This is a genomic window from Bacillus sp. AFS041924 (genome assembly GCF_002577195.1).
GTDB lineage: Bacteria > Bacillota > Bacilli > Bacillales > Bacillaceae_G > Gottfriedia.
The window spans coordinates 1-3,869 of record NZ_NULG01000148.1; the positions used below are offsets into that span (position 1 = coordinate 1).

The 3,869-nt window shown below is 29.2% G+C and carries 4 protein-coding genes; 1 reads left to right on the top strand and 3 read right to left on the bottom strand.

The features are described 5' to 3' along the window. Positions 1–101 precede the first annotated feature (101 nt). The 3 genes from COC46_RS21600 to COC46_RS21610 form a co-directional block, all read right to left on the bottom strand. Positions 102–989, bottom strand: coding sequence for a ComEC/Rec2 family competence protein (locus tag COC46_RS21600; RefSeq protein WP_098811949.1), 888 nt, complete (start codon positions 987–989; stop codon positions 102–104). A 185-nt stretch (positions 990–1,174) separates the two neighbouring features. Continuing rightward, positions 1,175–1,996, bottom strand: a complete 822-nt coding sequence (locus COC46_RS21605) for an HAD family hydrolase (RefSeq protein ID WP_098811950.1) — start codon at positions 1,994–1,996, stop codon at positions 1,175–1,177. Between the two features lie 10 nt (positions 1,997–2,006). Next, a complete protein-coding gene (locus COC46_RS21610) occupies positions 2,007–2,735 on the bottom strand; it encodes a hypothetical protein (protein ID WP_098811951.1) in 729 nt (242 codons plus the stop codon). 299 nt (positions 2,736–3,034) lie between these two features. On the opposite strand from COC46_RS21610, the gene deoD reads away from it, so the two are divergent. Then, on the top strand, positions 3,035–3,739 hold the full coding sequence (gene deoD / locus COC46_RS21615) for a purine-nucleoside phosphorylase (protein ID WP_098811952.1): 705 nt from the start codon (positions 3,035–3,037) through the stop codon (positions 3,737–3,739). Positions 3,740–3,869 lie beyond the last annotated feature (130 nt).

Below are 3,869 nucleotides of genomic sequence, written 5' to 3' on the forward strand. Positions count from 1 at the left end.
GGCTCAAGTCACGCCCTATGGAAAGCGAAGTCCCTGGAATGGAAAATCAACATTCTTTTTTAACAGAGCCAATCAAAAAACAAAAGTATTGGTATTTTTCCTTATGGATTTACCAATACTTCTTCTTTTTCGATATATAATTTATGACCATTTGTTGATAATTCGATGTCTCCGAACTCGTCTGTTGTATATTGTTTAATTCCAAGGTGGTTTAACCGCTTCATCACTGACCGATGTGGATGGCCAAATAAATTAAATTTATCATATGAAAGAATTGCGACTGTAGGGTTCACCGCAAATAAAAAAGATTCTGAAGTTGAAGTTTTTGATCCATGATGTGGGATTTTTAATACTTGAGCTGTAATATCCTCTCTTTTTATTAGTCTTTGCTCAGCCTTTCTTTCTATATCACCAGTTAATAAAATTGAAATGTCTTCATATTTAACTTTCAATACAATCGAACTATTATTATTCGTATAAGATTTTTTCCCGCTATTTAAAACAGTGATGTCTACATTTTGATCTAGATTTATTTTTTCATTTACCTTTGCTATGCTAACTGGAATGTTCTTTTGAAACGCTTCTTTTTTATAAAGGTAATAAGAGTGTGAATTATATTTTTTCCCACTGTCCAGAATCCTTGTAATCTTAACACTATTCATTACTTTTAATAATCCACCAATATGATCAATATCTGGATGTGTACTGACTAGTAGGTCAATCGTATCTATATGAAGACGATTAAGTTTTTTAATGACGACTCCACCATGTTCCACATCTCCTCCATCAATTAATACTGTCTTTCCATTTGGTAAAATCATAACCATGCTATCTCCTTGACCTACATCAAAAAAATAGATTAATAAAGGATGAGTAATATAGCCATAATTTGTGGTTCTTGCTTCACTATTTATGTTATGACTAAAAATAGCGGTAGAAAAAATAATGATAGAAATTATGAGTGAGTAGAGTTTTCGATTTTTGTTCATTCACACTTCCTCCTAACATTATTTTCTCATTGCAAATTCAAAGTATGTATGAACACCTTTAAAATTAGTTGGATTTTGAGTATACCTCAAAATGAAATTGTAATTCAAATTAGTTTAAAAAAATCTCTAGAAATAAAAAAACTGTAAGCAATATAACTTACAGTCAAGCGGATAACATATATTAATTACTCAAATATTTCCTCTAGTTTTTTGACAACTAACAGGGAATCACTAACTTTCATTGTTGTTTGATTTGTAATATATACTCCATGCATCCCTAATTTAAGAGCAGGTGATATTTCATTAATGAAGTTATCACCTATTGAAACAACTTCATGAGGCAAAACATCGAACTGTTTCATTATCTTTTTAAAATGGTTTTCTGTTTCATATGGCTTCTTTCCATCTGTAATTTCTAAATGAAATAATCCGTTTAAATTAAGTAAGTTCAATAGTCTTGTTACATCTTCTCGATCAGAGTTTGTTAACAATACTAATTTTTTAGAATCCTTAACCTTCTCTAAACTCTCTTTTAATCCCTTAATATAAGGAATACTAAATTCTTTAGTTGCCATATACTCTTTTGTTTGATCATAACAATGGTATACATCTCTTGCACCGTAATGATAACTTGCAACTAATGGAATCCACCACCCATCTCCTACTGGGATATAAGGTAATTCATAATTAATTTTTTCAAGATAATGTACCGGAAGTTCTTCTTTTGATAGAAGTTGCCCTTCCCATGTAAATACTTGGATTGGTTTTAATGTAATTGGATCTAATGAAATGACTAAATCTTTTTCTGAATCATATATTTTTCCAATCGTTAACGCATGGTCGTATTCTTTTATTTTTTTATAATCCTTTAAAAAATCATCACGCTTTTCTGGACTTATTTCATTTGCTAATAATTTAGCATAGTAATCATAATGGTCCGTACCATCATATAAGGTTCCATCCAAATCGAATACTATTACTTTTGAATTCGTTAATAAATTGTGCATTTCGTACTCCTTAGCTGTCTTTGTCTTTTACATCTAAAATAAAATTAAATGATTTTTGTTCGTCATTTAAATCAAATTCATAAAATATTTTATACATTCCTGCTTTAGGTAAATCAAGTTCATAGTTTACTTTTGAATGATTATTAGGATTATTCATTAGTTTAAAATATGTCCCATCTTCATTAATAATATAAAATTGGTGATTTGTAAATTTTGTACGTTTTTTAAATTGTTCAAAATCAAATGTTATTTTACTCTTTGTTTTTGGAAGGATTGATGTATATAGCAACGAAACTGTAAAATCATCAGTCTTCTTTGTCAAAATTGCAGTAGGAAATACTTCATTGGATTTGTCCTTTTGTTTTTGAAAAACCTTTGTATCAATCGTCTGATTGTTTAAAAATATACTGATAAAATATGGAACGTTTTTCTTAAAGGAATACTTAAATGTAAATTGATTATTTCCGTTATAAACTGGTGAAATAATTTTATAAGAATTTAGTTTCTCAGAAGTTATAAATATTTTAATTTTTTCGCGTTGTAATGCGCTTATTGAACTAGATGCCACACTTACTCTTTGTGTTTTATTTTTAGAGGAAAGATTCCAATCAACCTTTTTGACTTTCAGTGAATTAACCTGACTACTATTCGATAATATACTATGATTAACTAAGCGATTGCTAATTAATAAGATAATCATTATAGCTATACATAGAGCTGCAATAAAACGAAATTTCATAGATCATTCTCCTTAAATAGTTAAAATTTACAATTTTTCGTTATTTCTAGAATACAGAATTTCTTATTGTAAACTCTTTCCATATTTATTCACCTATGCAATAATTAAAATTCGCCATAAATTATCTGTATTGGTTAATATTGTCTATACATTATTTCTATATTTAATATGTACTACGTTCGTCTTACAATTTCCTTTAAGTAGCCATACAAATAAGAATGTTTTTTATTTAAATGTAGAAACTAAAATACTGATAATGGATGGCCTATTCAATTACAGTTTTTAAGGAGGATATTTAAATGAGTGTACATATTGGTGCCGAACAAGGTGCGATTGCCGATAAAATTTTATTACCAGGTGACCCATTAAGGGCTAAATATATTGCGGAAACATTTTTAGAAGATGTTACTTGTTATAATGAAGTACGTGGAATGCTTGGTTTTACTGGTACATATAAAGGTCAAAGAATTTCCGTTCAAGGAACTGGAATGGGAATTCCTTCAATTGGTATTTATGTAAATGAACTGATTAATAGTTACGGTGTAAAAACATTGATTCGTGTAGGTACTTGTGGTGGAATTCAAAAGGATGTAAAAATTCGTGACGTTATTATCGCGATGACTACTTGTACAGATTCTAATATGAATCGTCAAACATTCCCTGGATTTGATTATTCTCCATGTGCTAGCTTTGAATTACTAAAGAAAGCGTATGATGGAGCAGTAAATAAAGGGTTAAATGTAAAAGTAGGTAATATTTTAACATCAGATATATTCTATCGAGAAAGTATGGACATGTATGAAAAATTAGGAGAGTATGGCGTTCTTGCTGTAGAAATGGAAACTACAGCGTTGTATACAATTGCAGCTAAACATAATGTAGATGCACTAACTGTTCTAACTGTAAGTGATCATATCTTTACTGGAGAAGAAACATCTGCACAGGAAAGACAAACTACTTTTAATGATATGATTGTTATTGCTCTTGATGCAGCGATTGCATAACAATAGACAAACAAATTCAAACAATTGATTAATAAAATACGAAAACGAAAGCCTGGAATAATCAAAATTCCAGGCTTTTTTATTACAAAAGTTTTTTTTATTAGGCTCTATTAAAAAAGAATGTTGATTT

What these genes read in the sequence shown, in the direction of transcription:
- COC46_RS21600 (WP_098811949.1), bottom strand. Translation starts at nt 989, where the DNA reads ATGAACAAAAATCGAAAACTCTACTCACTCATAATTTCTATCATTATT.
- COC46_RS21605 (WP_098811950.1), bottom strand. Translation starts at nt 1,996, where the DNA reads ATGCACAATTTATTAACGAATTCAAAAGTAATAGTATTCGATTTGGAT.
- COC46_RS21610 (WP_098811951.1), bottom strand. Translation starts at nt 2,735, where the DNA reads ATGAAATTTCGTTTTATTGCAGCTCTATGTATAGCTATAATGATTATC.
- deoD (WP_098811952.1), top strand. Translation starts at nt 3,035, where the DNA reads ATGAGTGTACATATTGGTGCCGAACAAGGTGCGATTGCCGATAAAATT.